Raw genomic sequence first — 19,217 nt, forward strand, 5'->3', positions numbered from 1 at the left:
AAGCATAGGGAGGAAAAGATGGCATTTTCATTGTTTAACTTTGGCGCCAAGGCGGCCAATACCAAAAATCAAGTGGTGGAGATTCCCCTCAAGCAGATTGAACCCAACCGCTATCAACCGCGCCAAGTCTTTGATAAGGTTCAAATCCAAGAGTTAGCTCATACCATTGAAGAACACGGCCTCTTGCAGCCAATTATTTTACGCGAATACAAGGTGGCTAAGTATGAAATCATTGCCGGAGAACGGCGGTTCCGCGCGATGGAATTGTTGGGCTGGGAAGCCGCTCCGGCAATTGTTGAAAAGATGAGCGACAAGGAGTCCGCTTCCTTGGCGCTGATTGAAAACTTGCAACGCTCACAATTGAGTTCGGTCGAAGAAGCGCGGGCCTACAAGAAGCTGATGGACCTCAACAACCTGACCCAAGTTGCCTTGGCCAAAGGGGTGGGCAAGAGCCAATCGGCGGTCGCCAACAAGTTGCGCTTGTTAAACCTGATTGAACCGGTGCAAAACGCAATTTTGGATGGCTTGATTACCGAACGGCACGGCCGGGCCTTACTCGGTTTGACCGACGACCAACAACGTAAGCTCTTAATGCGGGTGGTCAATGAAAAGCTGACGGTTCGGCAAACGGAAGAAGCGGTCGCCGCATTGCAAGGGGAAGTGTTACCAACCCCGGCGGCTTCCGCGGCCCCAACTACCCCGGCACCAGCTTCGGCCGCGCGAACCCCAGCCGCCGCCCCCGCTCCGGTTAAGCAACCCCAAGCTAAAAAAGCCACGCCAAAAAAGAAGGCTAAGATCAGCGTCAGCGATCCGCAAATTGCCCTGAATACGATTAAAAAATCGGTGAAATTAGTCAAGGACAACGGCTTTAAGACCACGGTGCGGCAAAAGAAGCTAACGGATGGTTACCAGCTGACGATTACGGTCAAGCCGCAAGCAACGGATCACCAGGATGGAGAAAAGTAATGGCAAAGGGAAAGAAACGTTTACGGTTAAAGAAACACATGGCAGCCCTCGTGGCGCAAAGTGAACAGGGGCAAGAAACGGTCATTGACCTCCCCTTAACGGCCATTCGCCCCAACCCCTACCAGCCGCGGCGCAGCTTTGACCAAGAGGCCCTGGCGGAATTAGCGCAGTCGATTCAGGCCAACGGGGTCTTTCAGCCAGTGATTGTCCGCCAGCCGAATCCGCAGGTTGCCCGTTACGAATTAATCGCTGGGGAGCGGCGCTTTCGGGCCTCAGAAATCGCCCACCAAACCACGATTCCAGCGATTTTGCGGCCCTTAGACGATGCCGCAATGATGGAAGTGGCGGTGCTGGAAAACCTGCAACGCGAAGATCTGACGCCACTGGAAGAAGCGCAAGCCTACCAAATGTTGCTCGACAAGCTGCACTTGACCCAAGCTGAAGTCGCCGCCCGCCTGGGCAAGTCACGGCCCTACATTGCCAACTACCTCCGCTTGCTGGGCTTGCCAGCGGCCGTCAAGGAGTTGTTGGAAGCGCGACAATTATCGATGGGCCAAGCCCGGACCCTCCTGGGTTTAAAAGATAAGGCGGCGGTAGTGGCGTTGGCCAAACGGGCGGTCAAGGAAGGCTTGACGGTCCGCCAGTTGGAAGAAATGGTGGCCCGGCAAAATGAGCCAGCGGCTAAACCGCAGGCTCCTCGCCCCGCAGCGCCAGTCGATCCTTACCTGAAGGAAGCTGCGGATCAATTGCAACGGCGCTTTGGCACCAAGGTCGCCTTTAGTGGGACGCAGCCGCACCGGGGTAAGATTGAAATTCCGTACCAATCGGCGGATGAATTAAACCGACTGCTGGCCTTATTGGGCGTCAGTTTTGATTAAGCTAGGCAACGAAGAGAAGGGGGAAGCGAGATGCTGGATTACGAATTGAACGACATCGTGATGATGAAAAAGCAACACCCGTGTGGGGTCAACCGGTGGAAAATCATCCGGGTCGGCGCCGACATGAAAATTGAGTGTACGGGGTGCGGGCATATCGTGATGATGGACCGCTACCACTTTAACAAACGGATCAAGAAAGTATTGGAAAAAGCCGCGGACCAAGAGGCCTAAGGCGAAAAAGGAAGGATTAAATTATGTCATTAACTGCAGGGATTGTCGGGTTGCCAAACGTCGGGAAGTCAACCCTTTTTAACGCGATTACCAAGGCCGGGGCGGAAATGGCCAACTACCCCTTTGCCACGATTGAACCCAACGTGGGGATGGTGGAAGTCCCCGACGACCGCTTGGCCCGGATTGATGAATTGATTCCGGCCCAAAAGATCGTGCCGACGACCTTTGAATTTACCGATATTGCCGGGATCGTCAAGGGGGCGTCCAAGGGGGAAGGCCTGGGTAACAAGTTCTTGGAAAATATTCGCCAAACTGACGCAATCGTGCACGTGGTCCGGGCCTTTGATGATGATGATATTACCCACGTGACCGGGAAAGTCGACCCGATTGATGATATTGATACGATCAACCTGGAATTGATCATGGCCGACTTAGAGGCCGTCAACAACCGGTTGGCCAAGGTGCAACGGGCCGCTAAGGGGCGCGACAAGGACGCTTTGGCCGAACTGGCGGTCCTAGAAAAGCTCAAGCCGGTCTTAGAAGACGGCAAGAGTGCGCGGACGATTGATTTTTCCGATGACGAAAAGAAGATTGTCAAGGGACTCTTCTTGTTGACGACCAAGCCGATTTTGTATGTCGCCAACATTGCCGAAGATGACATGGCTGATCCCGATGGCAACAAGTACATGGCGGCGATTCGCGAACACGTCAACGGCGAAGGTGAAGTGATCGGGGTGTCTGCTGCCGCGGAAGAACAGATCGCGGAAATGGACGATGACGAAAAGAAGGACTTCTTGGAAATGGAAGGCGTCGAAGAACCAGGGCTGAACCGGCTGATTCGGGCTGCTTACAAGCTCTTGGGCTTAGAAACCTTCTTTACGGCCGGGGGCAAGGAAACCCGGGCTTGGACCTTTAAGCGCGGGACCAAGGCGCCACAAGCGGCCGGGATTATTCACTCCGATTTTGAACGGGGCTTTATCCGGGCCGAAGTGATGTCCTTTGCCGATCTGGATGAATACGGGTCCCCGGCGAAGGTTAAAGAAGCCGGGAAGCTGCGTTTGGAAGGGAAAGACTATGTCATGCAAGACGGGGATATCGTGGAATTCCGCTTCAATGTCTAAGCAGGTACAGAGAAATTAACGAACAAGGGGAGAAAACTTTTGAGTGAACAACCACGCAATGCCGCGGCGGGCCAGCGGCAAAAACAACACCACAAGGCGGCCCAACAAGCAACCGGGCGGGCCTTTGCGGATGCCGGGCTGACCCGCAAGAACGAAGAGTTTATGTTCCAATTGAACAAGCAATTGGAAGCCCAGGGCGCGCCCGCCGACAAGAAGGCCGAATGGCTGCAAGCCACGGTTGAGCAATTATTGGCAGGGCAAAAGGACGCTAAGACCGCCAAGGGGTTGTTTGGGACCCCGATGGCCTACGCCCACGAGTTGCTGCACCCGAAGAAAGAAGAAGTGGAACGCCAAGTTAATACCAATACCTGGTTGTTGGCGGCCGACAACGCCTTGATGTTCTTCGCCATCTTTGCAATCATGTTCGGGGTCTTAGCCTTTACTTCACCGAAGGCCTTGTCAATGCAGTCGCATAACGGGAACGCCGGGATTACGGCAATTATCCTGGTAGCCTTGGCCGGGGGGGCCTTATTCGGCTTCTTGATGAAGATGATTCGGCCCAAAGTCAAGGCCGATGGGAGCCAAGAAAAGCGGCCAATGTGGTACCGGGTCAGTGTGATTGTCCTCGGGCTGGTCACTTGGATGGCCGTCTACGGGCTGGCGACGATGCTGCCGGATGCGATCAACCCACAGCTGAACAAGTGGGCCTACGTAATCCTCGGGCTGGCGGCCTTTGCTGGGGACCTGTACTTACGGACCAAGTTCAACATTGCCAACGCCCTGTTTGGGGGCCAACCACGGCAAAACAAACGCTAATTGATAACTAACGGGCTGACGAGCAGTTGTAACTGATTCGTCAGCCCGTTTCTAATTGGGAGGCCGAACGTTACCTTAAACAATTGCCACAGCTTCCTTGCCAACAGCCGTAAGACCGAACAAACTAGCCGCGAAGAGCCGCGGTTGAACCCTGACGCCTAACTTCGGGGGAAGACGAAAACTTTTCCTTGACGAAGGCCGAAAATCCGAGTATCCTAATGGCTAATTAATTCATGAGGGAGTGTAAGATTAATGTCAAGTTGGGAAACAAAGTTCGTGAAAAAGGGAATTACGTTTGATGATGTACTTTTGATTCCAGCCGAAAGTCACGTCTTGCCAAACGAAGTGGACCTCAGCGTTCAATTGGCAAAGAACTTGAAGTTAAACCTGCCATTCATCAGTGCCGGGATGGACACGGTGACGGAGAGTTCGATGGCCATCGCCATGGCGCTGCAAGGGGGCTTAGGGGTCGTGCACAAGAACATGTCGATCCAAGCCCAAGCCAGTGAAGTCGCTAACGTTAAGGGGGTCGCCTTAACTGGGAACTTCACCAAGGCCGCCGTGGATGACCAAAACCGGTTGTTAGTGGCCGCCGCCGTAGGGGTCACGTCCGACACCTTTGAACGGGCTGAAGCCCTCTTTGAAGCCGGGGCTGATGCGATCGTGATCGACACGGCCCACGGTCACTCCGCCGGGGTTTTGCGTAAGATCAAGGAAATTCGCGCCCACTATCCTGACCAAACATTGATCGCCGGCAACGTTGCTACTGGTGACGCGATCCGGGCCCTCTTTGAAGCCGGGGTCGACGTGGTTAAAGTTGGGATCGGCCCAGGTTCGATCTGCACGACCCGGGTCGTTGCCGGGGTCGGGGTTCCACAAATTACGGCCATCTATGACGCAGCAACGGCAGCCAAGGAATATGGCAAGCCGATCATTGCCGACGGGGGGATCAAGTACTCTGGTGACATCGTCAAGGCGATTGCCGCTGGTGGGAATGCGGTCATGCTGGGGTCGATGTTCTCCGGGACGACGGAAGCCCCAGGCGAAGTCTTTGAAGACCACGGCAAGAAGTACAAGGCCTACCGGGGGATGGGTTCCGTCGGGGCAATGGCCCAATCTCATGGTTCGTCTGACCGTTACTTCCAAGGTGGGGTCAACGAAGCCAACAAGCTGGTGCCGGAAGGGATTGAAGCCCGCGTGGAATACAAGGGTGACGTGGCCGACATCATCTTCCAAATGGTCGGCGGCCTGCGCAGTGGGATGGGCTACTGCGGGGCTGCGGACATCCAAAGCCTGATTGACAATGCCCAATTTGTTCAAATCTCGAACGCCGGCTTACGGGAATCGCACCCACACGACGTGCAAATTACCAAGGACGCGCCAAACTACAGCCGCGACTAAGCAAGGCCAACCGTTGCTGAACTATCAGCAGCGGTTTTTTCGTTTTCCAAGCAACCGTGCTAAAATAAAGCGTGATTACTTGGAAGGAACGAGAAACAATGAAGAAAGTGATGCTGGTCTTTGGGACCCGACCAGAAGCAATTAAAATGGCCCCCTTGGTCAACGAATTAAAACGGCGGCCGGGTTTAACCGTCCGGGTGTGCGTGACGGGTCAACATAAGGAAATGCTCCAACAGGTCCTCGAGGTGTTTGGGATTGTCCCGGACCTCAACTTAAAGATTATGAAGCCGGGTCAAGATTTAGCCGACATTACCAGCCGGGTCTTGTTGGGGATGCGGGAAGTCTTACAGATCGAACAACCGGATTTGGTCCTGGTCCATGGTGACACCACGACGACCTTTGCCACCAGCCTGGCGGCCTTTTACGCCCAAGTTCCGGTGGGGCACGTGGAAGCGGGGTTGCGGACCTATAATTTGGCGTCACCGTTTCCCGAAGAATACAACCGGCAAGCCGTCGGGATCGCGGCCCAATATCACTTTGCCCCCACCCAGCAGGCCCAAGCCAACCTGTTAAAGGAAGGCAAGAATCCGGCGCAGATTTATGTGACGGGGAATACGGCGATTGATGCCTTGCAAACCACGGTTCGCCCTGACTATCACCACCCGGAACTGACTTGGGTCGGCGCTAACCGCTTGATCCTCTTGACCGCCCACCGGCGCGAAAACCTGGGCGTGCCCATGCACCATATGTTCCGCGCGATCAAGCGGATTGTCGATGAGACGCCCAACGTGCGGGTGATTTACCCAATTCATTTAAACCCGGTCGTGCGGCAAGCCGCAACGGCCGTCTTCGGTGATGATCCCCGCGTGCATTTGATTGAACCCCTTAACGTGGTCGACTTTCACAATTTCATGGCCCGGGCGGACTTGATTTTGACCGACAGCGGTGGGATCCAAGAAGAGGCCCCAAGCCTGGGCAAACCAGTCCTGGTGATGCGCGATACGACGGAACGTCCGGAAGGGGTGGCCGCCGGAACCTTGAAGTTGGTCGGGACGACGGAAACCACGATCTACCAGGCCATTAAACAATTGTTGACCGATCCGGCCGCTTACGCGCAGATGAGCCAAGCGGCCAACCCGTACGGGGATGGGCACGCCAGCCAGCGGATTGCGGATGTGATCGAAGCGGCCCTGATCAAATAAAAAATGACGGTGCCCTTAGGCATCGTCATTTTTAGCAGCCACTTGCCAGCCGTGGTGGGTCAGGTCCATCGCGCGCTTTTTCATCCCCGAAACATAGGGGTTGCCCGTCACATAAAAGCGGCGCGGGGCCGCGCTGTCCTTACCGGTCGGATTCATGCCGATCCGGGCTGTGGTCGTAATAGCCGCCGGGAATTGGCGTTGGGCTAAATCAACAAACAGGGGACTGGTTGCCATCGGTTGGCCATCCAGGGCCCGGGAGTGGATCCCTAGGGCGGCCACTAGTTTTGCGGGACCGTTGCTGACGTTTGGGCCGTTTTGGTGGCGATTGGCCGCCATGATTTCGGGGTGGAGGACGGGTTCCAACCCGCGGATCAAAACCCCTTGTGGTTCGCCAGCGGCTTGCGTCACGATGTCAAAGCAAAAGTGCCCGCGGATTTGGTAGAGGTAGATATCCCCGGGGTGGCCGTATAAGGACTCGCTGTAATTGGAGCGGCGACCGTTGGCGGCGTGGGAGGCCGAATCGTTAACCCCCAAGTAGGCTTCGGTTTCGACAATCCACCCACCAAGGCGCCCTTGCGGACCATCGTAGATAAGCAAGCGCCCTAATAAGTCCTGGGCGATTGTTGTGGTGGGCCGAGCGGTGAAAAAACGTTGGTAATCAGTTAACATTAGTGAACCTCGCTAGAAAGGAAGCAGCAAAATGACAACAATTAAATTAGCGCGCATCTATACCCAAGCGGGCGACCAAGGCGGCTACCGCATCCTGGTTGACCGACTCTGGCCCCGTGGGATCAGCAAGGCCAACGCGCACTTGGACTGGTGGTGTAAGGAAGTGGCGCCCAGTCCCGACTTGCGCAAGTGGTTTAACCACACGGCTGAAAAATACCCCGGCTTTGCGGCCCGCTACCAAGCCGAATTGGCTGCCAACCCGGCTTACCAGGAGTTAAAGGCCCGCGTGCAAGCCCAATTGTCAGTTCAGGATGTGATCTTACTCTTTGGGGCCAAGGATGAGCGCCATAATCAAGCGGTCGTGTTAAAGGAGTGTTTGGTGCGCGACTTAGGTCTGCCTACTTCCACCACCGCCGGTTAAGCATCAGGGCTAAGGCAATCCCCATGAACAACAGGGTGATTCCGATCGTGATTTGCCAGGACCAGTCGCCCTGGGCGAAGGGGAGAGTTTTGACGTTTTGACCGTAAAAACCCGAGATGATTGGCGGGATCGAGAGCAAAATCGAAAAGATCGTGAGAAATTTCATCGTTTGGTTCAAATTGGAATCTAAGACCTTGCTGTAAGCATCGGAGACTCGAGCGGAGACGTTGGACGTCATTTGCGCCATTTCCAGCCCTTGCTGGGCTTCGATGATGACGTCGTCTAAGTCGTCTTTTTGCCGTTGGCTCATTTGACCGCTAAAACGGCGGCGAAATTCTTGCAGCAGGGAGACGTTACCCTGCAGCGAGGTTAGAATATAGACCAGGCCGGTCTCAATTTCCAAAAAGTCACTGATCGCCTTGCGTTCGGTCCGGTCCTGGAGGCTGCGCTGGATTTGCTGACGTTTGGCATCGGCGCGCCGGATCGGCCCAAAGTAATTGGTCGACAGGTGGTAGAGGATCGGCAAGATAAAGTCGAATTGATCCGCAATCGGCCCCTTGTTGCGCAATTGCCGCAAGTGCTCGGCGATCAGACCGTTGACAAAGTTGGTTTGGGCATTGGTAAAGGTCAAGACGTTATTATGGGTCAACATGATCCCGACCGGGGCGGTTTGGGGCGCCGAGAGTTTATGGTTGGGAACGTAGACGTCAAAAATCAGCAGGGTCACGCCAGCGTCGCGATCAATTTCGACCCGGGCTTTTTCGTAGGGGTCAATCGCGTAATCGAGCAAGGCCGGGGTGACTTCATATTTTTCGTACAGGTCCTGGCGTTCCCGGGGGAGGGGCTCAAAGACACTGACCCAGTGACCGTGCGTGTTGATTTTTACTGAACTTAACATTGACCCCACCTCCGAAACGTTGTTTTCCTTATTAATTCAACACTGATTTGGGGGAAATGTAAAGTCAGATCAACGATTCACTGAGATTTCCCGGGAAATAAATGGAAAGGACCGATGAAATGACAGCTTGGCAGGGGCAACTTGAAATAATCGTTCCACCTGAACAAGGGGACCAACCATTGCGGACGCTTTTAGAACAGACCTGGTGGCTGCCCCACCGGTTTGTGCACTATTTACGGGTGCGCCGGCAAGTCCTGGTCAACGGCCAGTACCAGTCGATGAATGAGCGCGTTGACGCCGGGGCGCACGTTCGGTTGCAATTCAACGGCGATGAATTCCGGACGGCAACGTCCAACTATTTACCAACCCCTAACGCTCAGCCGACCATCCTCTTTGAAAATCGCGACGTGCTGGTGATCGATAAGCCAGCCGGCCAAAAGAGTCATCCCAACCAACCTGGTGAAACCGGGACGGCGCTGAATGCGGTGGCCGGCTACCTGGCAAGTCAGCCGCAGACCGGGGCTTTTATGGTCCACCGCTTGGATCAAGCGACCAGTGGGGCGATGTTGGTGGCGAAAAATCCGGTGGTGGTGCCGATTTTGGATCGCTACCTCAGTGCCGGTTTGATGCACCGCGCCTATGTAGCCGTTGTGACCGGGCATTTCCCGACCCCGCGGGGGGAATTAACCTGGCCGATTGGCCGTGATCCACAGGACCGACGGAAACGGCAGGTCAATGGGGTCAACGCCCAGCCCGCGCATACGACCTACCAGGTGGTGGCGACCACGGCGACGACCAGTCTGGTCTACTTAACGCTGCATACTGGCCGCACCCACCAGTTGCGCGTGCACTTAGCTTATAGCGGCCACCCGATTGTCGGCGATCCCCTCTACGCCCCGGGGGGCGGGCCGCGGATGTTGCTGCACGGGGTCAAACAGGACCTCGTCCTTCCTTTTTCCAAGCAAAAAGAGACAATTTGGGTACCTTTGCCTACCGCTTTTCCGCCGGATTTGGTAAAATTATGGCAACCAAAATAATTAAAGGGGGATCTAATTGTCACTTTTACAACAACTTTACGGACCGTTTTTTGATTTAGCGAATTGGAAGATGGTCGTGACGTCAGGCCAGGACTGGCTGATTATCTTATCGTTGGTGATGATGGAGTGTCTGTTGTCGGTTGACAACGCGGTAGTGTTAGCCGCCCAGACCCGGGTCTTGCCCACGCTGCGTGAACAAGAAGAATCCTTGTTTTACGGGATTTGGGGTTCCTACCTGTTCCGGTTCTTAGTGATCGGGATCGGGACCTACTTGATTCACTTCTGGGAAATCAAGGCCTTAGGGGCAGCCTACCTGCTCTACATGTCGTATCGCTTCTTCCACGTTAAGTTTTTCGGCAAGCGGCCGATCCACAAACAAAAGCGTAATTTGGCCGGTAAACTCACCGGGCGCAAGCGTTTTTGGGCGGTGGTGGCGCAAATCGAGTTTACCGATATCGTCTTTTCGATTGATTCGGTCTTGGCGGCCCTGGCCGTTTCCAACAATCCGGTGATCGTCTTGATCGGGGGCTTGATTGGGATCTTGTGTATGCGGGGGATCGCTGAAGTGATCATGAAATTGATGCGCAAGGTGCCAGAATTGGAACCGATGGCCTACTTCTTGATCGCCGTGATTGCCGTCAAATTATTCTTGACGGTGCCAATGATTGACATTGAAATTCCGTCTGGGATCTTTGGGATCTTCATCCTCTTGATCTTCGCGGCCACGATCGGGGTGCACTTTTTGCGGCGGAATCAACACAGTAAAGGAGAAAAGTAAATGGCAATTGAAGCAATACCCGCCAATTTTGATGACCAATTAGCGGGACCCATTACCTTGGTGGATTTTTGGGCGGACTGGTGTGGCCCGTGCAAGATGATGGCGCCGGTCTTGGCGCAATTAGAAGCTGAATACGGCGACCGGATCAAGTTTGTTAAATTTGATGTCGAACAGGACGCGGCCATTCCGCAGCGCTACAAGGTTATGAGTATTCCAAGCTTGGTGTTGTTCCGGGATGGGGTGGCCAAGGAAAAGGTCACCGGCCTGTACCCGAAGGAAAAATTGGCCCATTATTTGGACCGCAAATTAGCTGAATAAGAAAACTGGTCGTCCGGGTTGCGTCCCGGGCGGCTTTTCATTTCCCGGGAAACCGGGTAAAATAAAGAAGATTGCAGAAGCGCTTGTCAAGGGACAAGTCCGCTGGTAAATTGGTAATGAAATTAGCTAAAAGCTTTTACTAGAGAAACGTGGCACCATAAAGGAGGAAGCCTGATGACCAAGAAAATTGCTGTCTTAGGGAGTTTAAACCTGGATACGACCTACCATGTGACCCGTTTCCCACAACCGGGGGAAACCATTTCGGCCAACGACAAGAGCTCGGCCCCAGGGGGCAAGGGGGCTAACCAAGCCGTTGCCGCCGTTCGGTCGGGGGCGCAAGTGGCCTTTATCGGGATGGTTGGTGAAGACAACGAAGGGAAATTCATGCGTGAAGCCCTGCAAGAAGATGGGATCGACACCAAGTTCTTACAAAATGATCCGCGCCACGGGACGGGCTCGGCGATCATCACTTTAGACGCCAATGGCCAAAACGATATTATGGTGTACGCCGGCGCCAACTTCGGGATGGACGAAAGCTTGCTGAAGGGGACCGACGACCTGTTTAAGGACTGTGACTTCTTGATTGCCCAATTTGAAACGCCGCAAGCAGTCACGGCAGCTGCCTTTAAGCAAGCCAAGGCCCACGGGGTCACGACGATCTTGAACCCAGCCCCGGCCAAGGAAATTCTGCCGGAATTATTGGCGGTTACGGACGTGGTTATTCCTAACGAAAGCGAAAGTGAAGTCTTAACCGGGATTGCCGTCGACAGTGAAGCCGCAATGCTTGAAACGGCAGACTACTTTAAGGCTCACGGGGTCAACAACCTCTTGATCACCCTTGGTTCGCGGGGCGTCTTCTACTGCACGCCGCACGGCCACGGAATGGTCCCCGCCTTTAAAGTCAAGGCGGTCGACACGACGGCCGCAGGGGACACCTTTATTGGGGCCTTGGCTTCGCAGTTGGCGACCGACTTGAGCAACGTAGCCGATGCCTTGGTTTACGCGCAACGGGCGTCCAGCTTAACGGTCCAAAAGATGGGGGCCATGCCTTCGATCCCAACGGAAGCCGAAGTCCGCGCCGCCTTAGCCGACTAAGTGGGGCACTAAAATGTTGATTGATATTGCAATCTTTGTGGTGGTCTTTATCATCACTTCGTATCTGACGGTTAAATTCCGGCGGAAAAAATAAACGTCCGAAAAGCAGGGTTCGTCACTCCAATTGCGGGGGGCGAGCCTTTTTATTTTACCGATTTGACGGCGGAAACTTAACAAAGCAAAGTTCCTGCGCTAAAAAGTGACGGAAAGGCGGGGAATAACGGGTTGACAGGCCGTGCGGTCGCGGCTGCGCTCGATTGGAGCGTTTGACAATCAAATGATAAAAAACTTAAAATAAGTGGGCCAATTATAAGTTAATTAATCACACTGCCGGGCCAGCCTGTGTTCCAGTTGGCCCGGCTAAGGGAGGATTTTACAGATGGATGGGACCGATAGTGACAATGGCAATTGCTGGGGTATGTATTTAAGCCGGGTAGGTGACTGAGATGCCAGGATACATAACGATTGCGGTAATCATTCCCCTCGTGATTACGGCCTTTATCATGGGAAATTACACCCTGTACGAACGGACCTTGGTCAAGCACAGCTGGCCGTGGCAATTTTTAGTCGTGACGGTGGTCTTTTTGGTGCAAGAGTACGTGATCACCTTCATGTCCTACCAGCTGACCGACTATGGTTTTTACCAGTACGTCATTGCCATCTTAATGTATAACCTCTTGAATACGGGAGTTTACGGGGCCTATATGGCCTGCTTGACGCCGGTTGTAGTGAACAGTTGCTTGGTGTTAATGGGCAGCCGCCCGGTGATTTACCAAAGCCTGTGGGTCGGCTGGCTGCTGTTTATCATTGTGACTGTCTTAGGCAGCCGCTTGGCAACGCGGGGGTCGACGATCAGCATTACGGTTCAGATGCTGATTTTAAACATTGGGGGCCCCTACGTCATGTACTGGTTGAACGAGATTGACGTAACGACCTTGCACGTCCCGATCCACCACGCCGTGGAACTGGCCTGCGGGACGCTGTTGATCTTAGTGGTCTACCGTTACTTCTTTGAACAAGAATTGTTAAACATCAACCTCTACAAGCAAGCCTATCACAACAGCTTGTTTGATGAATTAACGGGGCTGGGTAATTACCGCTCCTTGGTTGACTACACGGAACAAGCGGCGACTTGGGAGGGTGACGTCGCAATTGCGGTGATCGACGTCGACCGGTTTAAGTCGGTCAATGATCGTTACGGCCACGTCACCGGCAACTTAGCCCTCCAGTACTTGGCCAATTTTTTGGCGGCGGCAATGCAAAATGAAAAGCACGTCAACGCCCGCGTCTTTCGCTACGGGGGCGAGGAATTTTGCATTGTCTTTACCAACGTCAGGGCCGAGCGCTTCCACGAGGTGGTCGATCGGCTCAAGACTTACCAACGGATCTTTGCCGCCCAGCCCTTCTTTACCCACCAGGGCGAACGGCTGCGGTTGACCTTTTCGGCGGGAATCACTTTCTGGCAGGCCGGTGAAAAGCTGGCGCCGGTCTTTGAGCGGGCTGACCAGGCCTTGTACTCGGCCAAACGCCATGGCCGCAATCAGGTGCGGATCTTTAATCAACCGCAGACAAAGGGGGGTGCGGAATGAAGACGGGATGGGGCGGACTAATGCTGGTTGCAGTTTTATGGGGGCTGACGTGGGGACCAGTAGTCAGCCAGGCGGCGTGGGGCCAACCGGCGCCGCTCTGGCAGGCCCGCCAGGGGACCTTTCAGCCCCAGCCGACCGACCGGGTTAAGCTGACCGATGCGGCGACCTGGCGGCCGTACCAAGCTGACGGTTGGCACCGGGCCAAGCAGCCGGCCGTCAAGGCCAAATTAGCTGTTGACCAGCGCAACGTCTACCTTCAAGTTGTGGGGCAAACGGCCCAGCCCCTGTTGGCCCAAGGCTACCGCTTAACCGTTAACCACCGGCAGTACGTCTTGAACTTGACCAACGGCGTCAGTCGCCACCCGACCCGCCGGTTGCAAACCCTCCAGCCCGGCCAACGGACCTTTTTAACCGTTCAAGTGGTCGATGTCCGGCACAATTGGACGCTCCGTTTTGTTAAGCGGGGGGCCTACGTCCAACGGGATCATCGGGGGCGCGAAACCTTGCGCTTAGCTTTGCCCCTAGCGGCGATTGGGAAACAAGGCACCCTGGCCAGCCCGGCTACCAGTTGGTATTTTAACCACCCGACCCTCAATGCTCGGCAAGGAATCAGCTATCACGGGGCGCCCAGTGGGGGCTGGCTAAGCCTGGTTGGCCTGGGGCTCGTACTAGGTGGTAGCTGGTGGGGACGACGAAAGCAGGTGGGTAAATGATGAAATTATGGTTAATCGGCCTAGGCTTGCTGGTTTGGCTGGCAGCCTTCGTCAGTAGTAAGTGGTCAAGCCGACGGGCTGTTAGGTTTTGGTTGGGGAGTCTGGGCTTAATGATTTTCCTGACCGGCGCCTTGACCGGGCCGCTCGCGCAAGCTTGGGCGCAGGTCTTGGCCCGGGTAGTCGGGGGCGTTGGGACCCTCAGCGGCTGCTACACCGGTACGCCGGGCGCGCCGCTGTTGAACATCCCGGGACCGACGGGGTTGAGCATCTTGGCCGTGGACTATGAATGCACCGGCTTAATGGAAAGCATCGTTTACCTGGGCTTGTTATGGTTCTTCCCCCTCTATACCTGGCGGCACCGCGTAAAGTGGACCGTGATCGGCTTGGGCTGGCTGGCCCTAGCCAACGTTTTACGCTTGACGGTCGTCGCGTTGCTGTTGGCCACCCAGGGCAGCGCGGCCTTTTGGTGGGCCCACGCTTTGGTTGGGCGGGGGCTGTTTTACGGGTTAATCATTCCTTTGTATTACTACGTCTTTACCAAGGCCCAGCTGACCCGGCCGGGGACGGTGCGCTTTAATTACGGAGGCAATTAAATGATCCAAGAAACCTTGCTTCAGATGGGCTTTTGGACGGCCTGGCTGGTAATTCCCGCCTTCTTTGAATTGTTAGTAGCCCTGTGGGGCTGGTGGCACATTCATTTCAAGCCGGTCGCCGTCCCCAGTGGGGAAGTTCCTGGCCGGATGCCCCAAGTGACGATTATTTTACCGGTCTACAATGCGGCGGGCACCCTGGCCGCGTGCTTGCGTTCGATTGCCCGCTGTGATTACCCGAATGAGTTGATCACCGTCATCTGTGCTAATAACCAGAGTACTGATGACAGCTGGCGCGTCTACCAAACCATGCAAAAAGAATTGCGTGATTTGCGCCTGCAGTGGCTGGAAGGGCCGCAGCGGGGCAAGGCCCAGGCGTTGAACATGGCGATCTATGCCAGCAGCGGGGACTACGTGGTCACGATGGACAGTACCGGGCTGTTGGGTAAACACGCCTTAAAGAATTTCATTCACAACTTTATGCTGGATCCGGCGGTCCAAGCCCAGACTGGGGCCGTCTTATGCAACCGCAAGTTGATTGAAGCTGATCGCCACCACCGTTGGATGCACCACAGTGAGTATTTGGCCCACGCGATTGCCTTTTTGGCGGGGCGGACGGCTGAATCGCAAACCGACCAGTTAATTACCCTGTCGGGGGCCTTGGCGGCCTTTCGCCGTTCGGCCTTGATGCAAAGCCGGATGTACAGTGTTGAGACGGTCGGGGTGGCGACCGACATGGCCTTTCAGATCCGCTACTACTTGAAGGGTAAAGTGATTTTATGTCCGACGGCGGTCTTTTACGCGCCCCCAGCGCCGAATTGGGCCGCGCTCAACGCGAAATACCAACGGTGGCAGCGGGGCGAAATCGAAGTGATCCGGGCTTTTTTGGCGACCAAGCTGAGTTTAACGGGGCTCTTTGCCAATTTCTTGGTCCGGCGCTTACTCTTGGATCACACGATGGCCCTTTTGAAAGTGGGCTGGTTGGTGATGGGGGGCTTATTGTTAGGGCTGGGCTATCCGGGCCAGTTGGTGGGCCTTTCGTTTGCCTTCGTTTACTTGCTGTACTTGTGGATTGCTGGCTTAAATTTGAGCAACGTCTTATTCTACCTGCGGTTTGATAAGACGGAACGCAACTATTGTGATCGCCACTGGTGGACTTTCTTTACCTTGCCGCTTTACCAATTGGTGACCGATCTGTTCCGCTTGTCGGGGCTGATCAATGGCTTAAGTCCGGCGGCCCCGGCGAAAAAAGTCCCGGCCAATTGGCGAAAAAAGGGTTAAAAACGGTCTTAAACCTGTTAAAATTGCTAAGGAGTGGAGAAAATGGAAAAACGGTACAGCTACCGCTTGCATTTTTACTTAAACGCCAGCCACGCGATGCGGTGGAACAACCAACTGGGGGAAGAACACCCCCATACCTGGGAGTTGATTTGCCAAGTCGCGCGGGGCAGCGATGAACATTTTATTCGATTCAACGAGATTGAAGAGCAGATTCAAACGATCATTGACCCATTGCAAGGTCAATTTCTAAACCTTGTACCGCCGTTTGATCAGGAAAATCCGTCCCTTGAACAGTTAGGGGAGTATTTCTTTGACCAAATTGATCACCAACTGGCGACGGTGCACTGTTTCTTGACCCAGCTCGAGATCGGCGAATCACCGACTAGGTTCTTCCTGGTCAAGAGGGGGTAGAGGAAAAATGGGGTTGATTGAACAGTTAGAGTTGTATTGCCAGCCAATTTACCAGGTGACGACATTAGGGGAGGCCCAGCCGTGTGACTACGAGGTCTTATTGCGGAAAAAGGGCGGCCGGCCCCTGTTGCCCCAGGAATTGTACGCAACAACGGCCACGACCAGTGCCCGGCAGGCCTTGCGGCAATGGATGCTTGCTCAATTGGCCCACTTTGCGGATCATCAGCCCCGCTTGACGATTGACGTTAACATTGATCCTTGGCAGTTTCACTACCCGGACGTCTGGGACTACCTAGCCCAATTGCGCCAGGTCGGTCCGCAGATCAACATTGAAATTACCGAGCGCAACGAAAGCAGCTTTGACGCCGCGGCCAACTTCGGCCGTCTCTTGGCCCGGGCCCAAAACCTGGGCTTTGCGATCAGCTTGGATGATGTCGGGTCGGGCTACAACAGTTTACAAGCGGTAATTGATAATTCGACTTACCTGAGCCGGATCAAGTTTTCCCTCCTGCTGTTCCAACGCCGCGACCAGCAGAGTAAACTGCTCTTTGCCCGGGCCTGGCAGGAGTTGGCGGCGAGCCGCAACTTGGATTTGGTCGTGGAAGGGATTGAAGACCAACTCTTGGCCGAAGCCCTGCTCAAGCAAGGCTGCCATTATCAACAGGGCTTTTATTGGCAGCGCCCCTTCCCGCTGAAAAAGCTGTGCGGCTGTCAAAATGGTGATTGTGACTAAGTTAAAGCGGTCCGGCCGGGCGGCTTTTTTCTTTTAAATTCAGCAGTGCTATAATGATATTTTGCGATCCATAAGTTGAGAAGAGAGGAAAACAGATGCGCCAAACAAAAATTAGTTTATTTGCCGGGGTTATGCTGGCCTTGAGCTCTTTGATTGGCTCGGGCTGGCTGTTTGGCTCCGGTGCGGCGGCCCGGGTAGCGGGTCCCGCCGCGGTGATTTCGTGGATTATTGGGGCGGTCATCATGATTCTGATTGCCTTTAACTACGTCGAATTAGGGACGATGTTTCCCGAATCCGGTGGCATGAGCCGCTTTGCCCAGTACAGTCACGGCCCCCTCTTGGGCTTTATGGCCGCGTGGGCCAACTGGGTTTCTTTGGTGACCCTCCTACCGATTGAAGCGGTCGCCTGTGTTCAATACATGAGCACCTGGCCCTGGGGCTGGGCCAATTGGACCCGCCATTTGATGGCCGATGGGGCGATTACCACCGCGGGGTTGCTCGGCGTTTATTTGATTATGATCGTCTTTACCTTGATTAATTTTTGGTCGGTCAAGCTCTTGACCCGCTTTACCAGTCTGGTGGCGGTCTTTAAGCTCTTGATCCCGAGTTTGACGATTTTGACCTTGATCTGGGTCGGCTTTCACCCGGGCAATTTTGGCCATAGTACCGCGACCTTTATGCCCTACGGGACGCGGGGGATCTTTGAGGCGGTCGCCGTCTCCGGGATCATCTTGTCCTACGACGCCTTTCAAACCGTGATCAACATGGCCGGGGAAATGGTCAACCCGCAAAAGAACATCTTTCGCGGGGTCTGGCTGTCGTTGACGATTACGGCGGTCATCTACATTCTCTTGCAAGTCGCCTTTATCGGGGCGGTGTCCCCGGCGAGCTTGGCTCAGGTCGGCTGGCACGGAATCAACTTTGCCTCGCCCTTTGCTGACCTGGCGATTTTGTTGGGCTTGCACTGGCTGTCCTTGCTCTTGTACGTCGACGCCTTTGTCTCACCGTTTGGGACCGGGGTGACCTTTGTGGCGACGGCTTCGCGAACCTTGGCAGCGATGACGCGCAACGGCAACTTGCCGGCTTGGGTCGGCCGGTTAAACCGCCGTTACATGATCCCGCGCTTTGCCATGGTAGCTGATTTAGCCTTGGCGATGGTGCTGGTTTACTTCTTCCGCGATTGGAGCAAGTTAGCGACGGTGGTGTCGATTTCGACCTTTGTCGCCTATGCGACCGGCCCGGTGACCGCCGTGGCCCTGCGCAAAATGCGGCCGGGCTTTAAGCGGCCCTTCCATTCCAAGCACTTGCGCTGGGTTGCGCCGCTCTCCTTTGTCTTGACCGGCTTGGTAATTTACTGGGCGATGTGGCCGACAACGGTGGAAGTGATCGGCATCGTCTTATTGGGGTTGCCAATCTACTTCTACTATGACCGCAAGTACAATCGGGTTCCGTTGAAACAGCAACTGAAAGGGGCCGGTTGGCTCTTGGCCTACCTGGTCTTTATTTCGGTCGTCTCTTACCTCGGGAGCAGTGGCTTTGGCGGCCATGATATTCTTAAGTATCCATACGACTTCTTGGTGATTATCGTTGCCTCGCTCTTCTTCTACGGTTGGGCAGTCGCCGCCCGGGTCGATGGCCCGGATCTGGCGGTGGCCGCTGAGGTCAATGCGGATGTGAAAGTGGATTAACTTAGTTAGATTAACCGAATAAAAGTACCGCTTAAAGGGCCACGAAGACCGTTTAAGCGGTACTTTTAGTTGGGGGACTACTTTTTCTTGAATTTGTGGTAGCCGTAGTTCACGAGCAGGATAATTGCCCAGGTAATAGTATTAAATAGGATAAGGGCGCAGTTAAAAGGTTGCTGAAAAAGCCAACTAAACAGCAGTGAACCCATTGCGAAGACTACTGAAAAAAAACAACCAACTTGCGAAACGCGGATAGGTAAGAATTAACTTTTGGAGCATGGGATTGGTGAAAGAACAGCGGCTGTTTTCCTTAACCACCGTAACATGCTTTGGGAAAGCGGTGCAAATGGCGGGGAAATGGCCCTGGCGGATTGATGGCCAGCT

The 19,217-nt window shown here is 54.6% G+C and carries 21 protein-coding genes; 19 read left to right on the plus strand and 2 right to left on the minus strand.

Annotated features, from left to right (window positions below):
* Nucleotides 1-18 precede the first annotated feature (18 nt).
* The 7 genes from BN54_RS06605 (at nucleotide 19) to wecB (ending at nucleotide 6,615) form a co-directional block, all read left to right on the plus strand.
* Nucleotides 19-966, plus strand: a complete 948-nt coding sequence (locus tag BN54_RS06605) for a ParB/RepB/Spo0J family partition protein (RefSeq protein WP_019206386.1) — start codon at nucleotides 19-21, stop codon at nucleotides 964-966.
* On the plus strand, nucleotides 966-1,844 hold the full coding sequence (locus BN54_RS06610; protein ID WP_019206387.1) for a ParB/RepB/Spo0J family partition protein: 879 nt from the start codon (nucleotides 966-968) through the stop codon (nucleotides 1,842-1,844). The genes BN54_RS06605 and BN54_RS06610 overlap by 1 nt, the downstream gene beginning before the upstream one ends.
* 30 nt (nucleotides 1,845-1,874) lie before the next feature.
* A complete protein-coding gene (locus BN54_RS06615) occupies nucleotides 1,875-2,075 on the plus strand; it encodes a DUF951 domain-containing protein (protein ID WP_019206388.1) in 201 nt (66 codons plus the stop codon).
* A gap of 23 nt (nucleotides 2,076-2,098) precedes the next feature.
* On the plus strand, nucleotides 2,099-3,196 hold the full coding sequence (ychF, locus tag BN54_RS06620) for a redox-regulated ATPase YchF (protein ID WP_019206389.1): 1,098 nt from the start codon (nucleotides 2,099-2,101) through the stop codon (nucleotides 3,194-3,196).
* A 39-nt stretch (nucleotides 3,197-3,235) separates the two neighbouring features.
* Nucleotides 3,236-4,012 (plus strand): DUF1129 domain-containing protein, encoded by a 777-nt coding sequence (locus tag BN54_RS06625; protein ID WP_019206390.1) that lies wholly within the window; start codon nucleotides 3,236-3,238, stop codon nucleotides 4,010-4,012.
* 252 nt (nucleotides 4,013-4,264) lie between these two features.
* The gene (gene guaB, locus BN54_RS06630) at nucleotides 4,265-5,413 is read left to right on the plus strand and encodes an IMP dehydrogenase (RefSeq protein WP_019206391.1); all 1,149 of its coding nucleotides are present in this window, start codon (nucleotides 4,265-4,267) and stop codon (nucleotides 5,411-5,413) included.
* A gap of 98 nt (nucleotides 5,414-5,511) precedes the next feature.
* Nucleotides 5,512-6,615, plus strand: a complete 1,104-nt coding sequence (gene wecB, locus BN54_RS06635; protein ID WP_019206392.1) for a non-hydrolyzing UDP-N-acetylglucosamine 2-epimerase — start codon at nucleotides 5,512-5,514, stop codon at nucleotides 6,613-6,615.
* A 15-nt stretch (nucleotides 6,616-6,630) separates the two neighbouring features.
* On the opposite strand, the gene BN54_RS06640 is transcribed toward wecB, so the two are convergent.
* Nucleotides 6,631-7,284: a DNA-3-methyladenine glycosylase gene (locus tag BN54_RS06640; protein WP_019206393.1), complete on the minus strand. Its 654-nt coding sequence runs from the start codon at nucleotides 7,282-7,284 to the stop codon at nucleotides 6,631-6,633.
* 31 nt (nucleotides 7,285-7,315) lie between these two features.
* Between BN54_RS06640 and BN54_RS06645 the strand changes: the two genes are divergently transcribed.
* Nucleotides 7,316-7,705, plus strand: coding sequence for a DUF488 domain-containing protein (locus tag BN54_RS06645; protein ID WP_019206394.1), 390 nt, complete (start codon nucleotides 7,316-7,318; stop codon nucleotides 7,703-7,705).
* On the opposite strand, the gene BN54_RS06650 is transcribed toward BN54_RS06645, so the two are convergent.
* A complete protein-coding gene (locus BN54_RS06650) occupies nucleotides 7,683-8,603 on the minus strand; it encodes a magnesium transporter CorA family protein (protein WP_019206395.1) in 921 nt (306 codons plus the stop codon). The two genes, BN54_RS06645 and BN54_RS06650, sit on opposite strands and share 23 nt — an antisense overlap.
* A 119-nt stretch (nucleotides 8,604-8,722) precedes the next feature.
* On the opposite strand from BN54_RS06650, the gene BN54_RS06655 reads away from it, so the two are divergent.
* The 11 genes from BN54_RS06655 to BN54_RS06705 all read left to right on the plus strand — a co-directional run bounded on the left by BN54_RS06655 (nucleotide 8,723) and on the right by BN54_RS06705 (nucleotide 18,836).
* Entirely contained in the window at nucleotides 8,723-9,640 is a 918-nt protein-coding gene (locus tag BN54_RS06655; protein ID WP_019206396.1) for an RluA family pseudouridine synthase, read from the plus strand.
* A 16-nt stretch (nucleotides 9,641-9,656) separates the two neighbouring features.
* Nucleotides 9,657-10,418, plus strand: coding sequence for a TerC family protein (locus tag BN54_RS06660; protein ID WP_019206397.1), 762 nt, complete (start codon nucleotides 9,657-9,659; stop codon nucleotides 10,416-10,418).
* Nucleotides 10,419-10,736 carry a thioredoxin gene (trxA, locus tag BN54_RS06665; protein ID WP_019206398.1) on the plus strand — a complete coding sequence of 106 codons (318 nt, stop codon included), beginning with the start codon at nucleotides 10,419-10,421 and terminating at the stop codon, nucleotides 10,734-10,736.
* Nucleotides 10,737-10,910: 174 nt separating this feature from the next.
* Complete coding sequence (gene rbsK / locus BN54_RS06670; RefSeq protein WP_019206399.1) at nucleotides 10,911-11,831, plus strand: ribokinase; 921 nt, start codon at nucleotides 10,911-10,913, stop codon at nucleotides 11,829-11,831.
* Nucleotides 11,832-12,277: 446 nt separating this feature from the next.
* A complete protein-coding gene (locus BN54_RS06675) occupies nucleotides 12,278-13,420 on the plus strand; it encodes a GGDEF domain-containing protein (protein ID WP_019206400.1) in 1,143 nt (380 codons plus the stop codon).
* On the plus strand, nucleotides 13,417-14,133 hold the full coding sequence (locus BN54_RS06680; RefSeq protein ID WP_019206401.1) for a hypothetical protein: 717 nt from the start codon (nucleotides 13,417-13,419) through the stop codon (nucleotides 14,131-14,133). The genes BN54_RS06675 and BN54_RS06680 overlap by 4 nt, the downstream gene beginning before the upstream one ends.
* Nucleotides 14,133-14,726: an exosortase family protein XrtG gene (xrtG, locus tag BN54_RS06685; protein ID WP_040470031.1), complete on the plus strand. Its 594-nt coding sequence runs from the start codon at nucleotides 14,133-14,135 to the stop codon at nucleotides 14,724-14,726. The genes BN54_RS06680 and xrtG overlap by 1 nt, the downstream gene beginning before the upstream one ends.
* Nucleotides 14,727-16,004 (plus strand): TIGR03111 family XrtG-associated glycosyltransferase, encoded by a 1,278-nt coding sequence (locus tag BN54_RS06690; RefSeq protein ID WP_019206403.1) that lies wholly within the window; start codon nucleotides 14,727-14,729, stop codon nucleotides 16,002-16,004. It begins immediately after the preceding gene.
* 42 nt (nucleotides 16,005-16,046) lie between these two features.
* The gene (locus BN54_RS06695) at nucleotides 16,047-16,415 is read left to right on the plus strand and encodes a 6-carboxytetrahydropterin synthase (protein WP_019206404.1); all 369 of its coding nucleotides are present in this window, start codon (nucleotides 16,047-16,049) and stop codon (nucleotides 16,413-16,415) included.
* A gap of 7 nt (nucleotides 16,416-16,422) precedes the next feature.
* Nucleotides 16,423-17,148 carry an EAL domain-containing protein gene (locus BN54_RS06700; protein WP_019206405.1) on the plus strand — a complete coding sequence of 242 codons (726 nt, stop codon included), beginning with the start codon at nucleotides 16,423-16,425 and terminating at the stop codon, nucleotides 17,146-17,148.
* 95 nt (nucleotides 17,149-17,243) lie between these two features.
* Complete coding sequence (locus tag BN54_RS06705; protein WP_019206406.1) at nucleotides 17,244-18,836, plus strand: APC family permease; 1,593 nt, start codon at nucleotides 17,244-17,246, stop codon at nucleotides 18,834-18,836.
* Nucleotides 18,837-19,217: the final 381 nt, after the last annotated feature.

Origin of the sequence: Limosilactobacillus ingluviei str. Autruche 4, assembly GCF_000312405.1 — a bacterium.
Lineage (GTDB): Bacteria > Bacillota > Bacilli > Lactobacillales > Lactobacillaceae > Limosilactobacillus > Limosilactobacillus ingluviei.

What these genes read in the sequence shown, in the direction of transcription:
- BN54_RS06605 (WP_019206386.1), top strand. Translation starts at nt 19, where the DNA reads ATGGCATTTTCATTGTTTAACTTTGGCGCCAAGGCGGCCAATACCAAA.
- BN54_RS06610 (WP_019206387.1), top strand. Translation starts at nt 966, where the DNA reads ATGGCAAAGGGAAAGAAACGTTTACGGTTAAAGAAACACATGGCAGCC.
- BN54_RS06615 (WP_019206388.1), top strand. Translation starts at nt 1,875, where the DNA reads ATGCTGGATTACGAATTGAACGACATCGTGATGATGAAAAAGCAACAC.
- ychF (WP_019206389.1), top strand. Translation starts at nt 2,099, where the DNA reads ATGTCATTAACTGCAGGGATTGTCGGGTTGCCAAACGTCGGGAAGTCA.
- guaB (WP_019206391.1), top strand. Translation starts at nt 4,265, where the DNA reads ATGTCAAGTTGGGAAACAAAGTTCGTGAAAAAGGGAATTACGTTTGAT.
- wecB (WP_019206392.1), top strand. Translation starts at nt 5,512, where the DNA reads ATGAAGAAAGTGATGCTGGTCTTTGGGACCCGACCAGAAGCAATTAAA.
- BN54_RS06640 (WP_019206393.1), bottom strand. Translation starts at nt 7,284, where the DNA reads ATGTTAACTGATTACCAACGTTTTTTCACCGCTCGGCCCACCACAACA.
- BN54_RS06645 (WP_019206394.1), top strand. Translation starts at nt 7,316, where the DNA reads ATGACAACAATTAAATTAGCGCGCATCTATACCCAAGCGGGCGACCAA.
- BN54_RS06650 (WP_019206395.1), bottom strand. Translation starts at nt 8,603, where the DNA reads ATGTTAAGTTCAGTAAAAATCAACACGCACGGTCACTGGGTCAGTGTC.
- BN54_RS06655 (WP_019206396.1), top strand. Translation starts at nt 8,723, where the DNA reads ATGACAGCTTGGCAGGGGCAACTTGAAATAATCGTTCCACCTGAACAA.
- trxA (WP_019206398.1), top strand. Translation starts at nt 10,419, where the DNA reads ATGGCAATTGAAGCAATACCCGCCAATTTTGATGACCAATTAGCGGGA.
- rbsK (WP_019206399.1), top strand. Translation starts at nt 10,911, where the DNA reads ATGACCAAGAAAATTGCTGTCTTAGGGAGTTTAAACCTGGATACGACC.
- BN54_RS06675 (WP_019206400.1), top strand. Translation starts at nt 12,278, where the DNA reads ATGCCAGGATACATAACGATTGCGGTAATCATTCCCCTCGTGATTACG.
- BN54_RS06680 (WP_019206401.1), top strand. Translation starts at nt 13,417, where the DNA reads ATGAAGACGGGATGGGGCGGACTAATGCTGGTTGCAGTTTTATGGGGG.
- xrtG (WP_040470031.1), top strand. Translation starts at nt 14,133, where the DNA reads ATGAAATTATGGTTAATCGGCCTAGGCTTGCTGGTTTGGCTGGCAGCC.
- BN54_RS06690 (WP_019206403.1), top strand. Translation starts at nt 14,727, where the DNA reads ATGATCCAAGAAACCTTGCTTCAGATGGGCTTTTGGACGGCCTGGCTG.
- BN54_RS06695 (WP_019206404.1), top strand. Translation starts at nt 16,047, where the DNA reads ATGGAAAAACGGTACAGCTACCGCTTGCATTTTTACTTAAACGCCAGC.
- BN54_RS06700 (WP_019206405.1), top strand. Translation starts at nt 16,423, where the DNA reads ATGGGGTTGATTGAACAGTTAGAGTTGTATTGCCAGCCAATTTACCAG.
- BN54_RS06705 (WP_019206406.1), top strand. Translation starts at nt 17,244, where the DNA reads ATGCGCCAAACAAAAATTAGTTTATTTGCCGGGGTTATGCTGGCCTTG.